The sequence below is a fragment of the Rhodococcus sp. ENV425 genome, from assembly GCF_002887785.1.
Taxonomy (GTDB): Bacteria; Actinomycetota; Actinomycetes; order Mycobacteriales; family Mycobacteriaceae; genus Rhodococcus; species Rhodococcus aetherivorans.
The window spans coordinates 13,714-16,987 of record NZ_PCZU01000160.1; the positions used below are offsets into that span (position 1 = coordinate 13,714).

General features: G+C 72.8%; 4 protein-coding genes. 3 read left to right on the top strand and 1 reads right to left on the bottom strand.

Translation table 11 applies throughout. The annotated features are described in order from the left end of the window. Nucleotides 1-822: spermidine synthase (locus CQZ88_RS13410; RefSeq protein WP_258008584.1), on the top strand; the 822-nt coding region annotated here is incomplete at its 5' end. Nucleotides 823-826: 4 nt separating this feature from the next. Here the strand turns inward: CQZ88_RS13410 and CQZ88_RS13415 are convergent. Further along, the gene (locus tag CQZ88_RS13415; protein WP_102799884.1) at nt 827-1,855 is read right to left on the bottom strand and encodes a PHP domain-containing protein; all 1,029 of its coding nucleotides are present in this window, start codon (nt 1,853-1,855) and stop codon (nt 827-829) included. Nucleotides 1,856-1,894: 39 nt separating this feature from the next. On the opposite strand from CQZ88_RS13415, the gene CQZ88_RS13420 reads away from it, so the two are divergent. Together CQZ88_RS13420 and CQZ88_RS13425 are read left to right on the top strand one after the other, a co-directional pair. Then, nucleotides 1,895-2,557, top strand: a complete 663-nt coding sequence (locus tag CQZ88_RS13420) for a vancomycin high temperature exclusion protein (RefSeq protein WP_180987009.1) — start codon at nt 1,895-1,897, stop codon at nt 2,555-2,557. 9 nt (nt 2,558-2,566) lie between these two features. Beyond that, a complete protein-coding gene (locus CQZ88_RS13425) occupies nt 2,567-3,238 on the top strand; it encodes an SDR family oxidoreductase (protein ID WP_102799885.1) in 672 nt (223 codons plus the stop codon). Nucleotides 3,239-3,274: the final 36 nt, after the last annotated feature.

A 3,274-nucleotide genomic window follows, 5' to 3' on the forward strand; every position in this document is an offset into this window, starting at 1 on the left:
GACATCGACACCGGCACCTGCGAGCTCGTCAAGGACCGGTACCTGCCGGACGGCTGGGTGCTCGAGGTCAACGGGGTGCCCAGCTCCCACATCGATCTCGCCGATCCCACGCTGCTCGAATTCGAGTACATGCGGTGGATCGCGCAACTGCTCGAATCACAGCGGCCCCGGGACGAGCGGCTGCGCGTGCTGCACCTCGGCGGAGGGGCCTGTTCCATGGCCCGCTACCTCGCCGCCACCTATCCGAACGCGCGGCAGGTGGTGGTCGAGATCGACGGCCGGCTCGCCGAACTCGTCCGGGACTGGTTCGACCTGCCCCGTGCCCCGCTGCTGCGGATCCGGGTGGGGGAGGCGCGGGCGGTCCTCGCCTCGCTGACCGACGCGACCCGCGACGTGATCGTCCGCGACGTCTTCGCGATCAACCGGACGCCCGTCGCGCTGACCACGGTCGAGTTCACCCGGCACGCCCGCCGGGTGCTCGATGCGGGCGGCGTCTACGTCGTCAACTGTGGTGACACCCGGGATCTGACCACCGCCCGGCGGGAGGCGGCCACCATCGGCAGCATCTTCGAGCACACCGCGATCATCGCGGATCCGGCGATGCTCAAGGGCCGCCGCTACGGCAACATCGTCATCGCCGGCAGCGACGCACCGCTCGGGCAGTCCCCGGCCCTGGCCAGGGACCTGCTCGGCGGGGGAGTGCCCGCCCAGGTCTGGACCGACGCACAGGTCCGCCGGTTCGCCGCCGACGCCCGCGTCCTCCTCGACGCCGAGTGCCGCCCGCCGGCCACGGTCCCGGCCGACGAGGTGGCCACCGGCTGACCCGTCAACCCGTCCGGCCGGCGGTCCAGGCGAGCAGGTCCTCGACCGGCCACGTGTTGATCACGTCCCCGGCCTCGACCCCGCGTTCGGCGGCCCGTTCGCAGCCGTACCCGATCCAGTCCAGCTGTCCGGGTGCGTGTGCGTCGGTGTCGATCGCGAAGCGGCAACCGAGATTCAGCGCGAGGTCGATCAGCCGCTCGGGCGGGTCCTGCCGCTCGGGGCGCGCGTTGATCTCCACCGCGGTGCTGTGGTCGCGGCACGCCGAGAACACCGCCTCGGCGTCGAACCGCGACTCCGGGCGGGTGCCGCGACCACCCTGCACCAGCCGGCCCGTGCAGTGCCCGAGCACGTCGACGTGCGGGTTCTGCACCGCCTTCAGCATCCGCTTCGTCATGACCGCCCGGTCGGCCCGCAGATTCGAGTGCACGCTCGCCACCACGACGTCGAGTTCGGCGAGCAGACCCTCGTCCTGGTCGAGGGTGCCGTCGTCGAGGATGTCCACCTCGATCCCGGTGAGAATGCGAAAGGGGCGGCCGCTGTCCGCGAGGACGCGGTTGAGGTCGGCGACGACCCCCAACTGGGTGCGCAACCGCTCGGCCGTGAGCCCGTTGGCCACCTTCAGCCGGGGGGAATGGTCGGTGAGCGCGCAGTATTGGCGCCCGAGTGCCGCGGCGATCCGCATCATCTCGGCGATCGGGCTGCCTCCGTCCGACCAGTCCGAATGCACGTGGAGATCGCCCTGCAGGGCCTCCAGCAGTTCCGCGCCGCCGCGGCCGATCGGCTCGGCCTCCGCGCGCAGCTGCTGCAGGTACGCGGGCACCCCGTCGAAGGCTTCCCGGATCACGGTGGCGGTCTTCGGGCCGACACCGGCGAGGGCCGTCCAGCTGTCCGTACGGCGCCGCGCGGCGCGCTGCTCGGGGCTCAACCGGGCGACGACGTCGGCGGCGTGGCGGTAGGCCTTCACGCGGTAGCTCTCGGCCCGGTCGCGTTCGAGCCAGAACGCGACCTCCCGCAGGGCGTCCACCGGGTCCATGCGTCCATTCTCGCCACGACAGTCCGTAGCGTGGGGCGCATGCGCACAAATGCGAGGTGGCGGCGGACGGTGACCGGAACCGCGATCGGGGTGGCCGGAGGGACGCTGGCGCTGGCCGGGGTCTCGGCCCGGGTCGCGGCGCCCGCGGCGGGGCGGCTGTACGCCCTCGCCGACGCGCCGACGGCGCCGGTGGTGATCGTGCCGGGTGCCCGGGTCCGGAACGGATGGCCCATGCCGATGCTGCGCGGGCGCCTCGACGTCGCCGTCGCTCTGCTCGCGGACGGCCGCGCCCGCAGCGTGCTCGTCTCGGGCGACGCGGGGGGCCGGTCCGGGGACGAGATCGCGGCGATGACGGGCTATCTGGTGGCGCACGGCGTGGGACGGGAAGTGATCGCCACCGACCCCTACGGGCTCGACACATACGACACCTGCCATCGCGCCGCACAGGTCTACGGCGTGACGACGGCCCTGATCGCCACCCAGGACTTCCATCTTCCGCGGGCCGTCGCGCTGGGGCGGCGCGCGGGGATCGACATGGCCGGCGTGGTGGCCGGGTGCGACTGCCGGCTGCGCACCCGGGTGCGCAACGTGCTGCGCGAGTATCTGCTGTCGCGGCCGAAAGCGCTTGTGGAGATGCGCTTTCCGCGGCCGCCGCGCGTGGGGTCGGCCACGGGCGGCGCGTCGACCGAGATCCTCGCCTAGGGTCGTCGCATGCGACCTTCAGCCCTGATCACCGGTGGCGGCCGCGGCGTCGGCGCCGCCATCGCCCGGGAACTCGCCCCCAGCCACGACCTGCTGCTCGGGGGCCGGCGCGCGGAGTCGCTCCGGGCGATCTGCGAGGAGATCCCGGAGGCGGCGCCGTGGCCGGTCGACCTGCTCGACCACGAGGCGGTGGCCACGGCCTGCTCGAGCATCGACCGGTTGGACGTGCTGGTGCACAACGCGGGCCTCGCCGAACTCGGGACGATCGCCGACGGCGGAATCGCGCAGTGGCGGGAGATGTTCGAGTCGAACGTGGTGGCGGTGGTGGAGCTGACGCGTCTGCTCCTGCCGGCGCTGCGGGCCGCGAACGGCCATGTAGTGCTGCTCAACTCGGGGGCCGGGCTGAACGCGAAGGCCGGCTGGGGTGCGTACGCCGCCAGCAAGTTCGCGTTGCGCGCGTTCTCCGACGTCCTGCGGCAGGAGGAGCCGGCGCTGCGGGTGACATCGGTGCATCCTGGCCGGATCGACACCGACATGCAGCGTGCGATCGTCGCGAGCGAGGGCCGGACCTACGAACCGGAACGCTTCCTGAAGGCGTCGACCGTGGCGCGCGCAGTGCGCCAGGCGGTCCAGACACCGGCCGACGCGCACCCGACGGAGATCGTGCTGCGGCCCCGCTGAGCCGTCGTCAGAACGGCAGCGGAATCACGACCGGCG

What these genes read in the sequence shown, in the direction of transcription:
- CQZ88_RS13415 (WP_102799884.1), bottom strand. Translation starts at nt 1,855, where the DNA reads ATGGACCCGGTGGACGCCCTGCGGGAGGTCGCGTTCTGGCTCGAACGC.
- CQZ88_RS13420 (WP_180987009.1), top strand. Translation starts at nt 1,895, where the DNA reads ATGCGCACAAATGCGAGGTGGCGGCGGACGGTGACCGGAACCGCGATC.
- CQZ88_RS13425 (WP_102799885.1), top strand. Translation starts at nt 2,567, where the DNA reads ATGCGACCTTCAGCCCTGATCACCGGTGGCGGCCGCGGCGTCGGCGCC.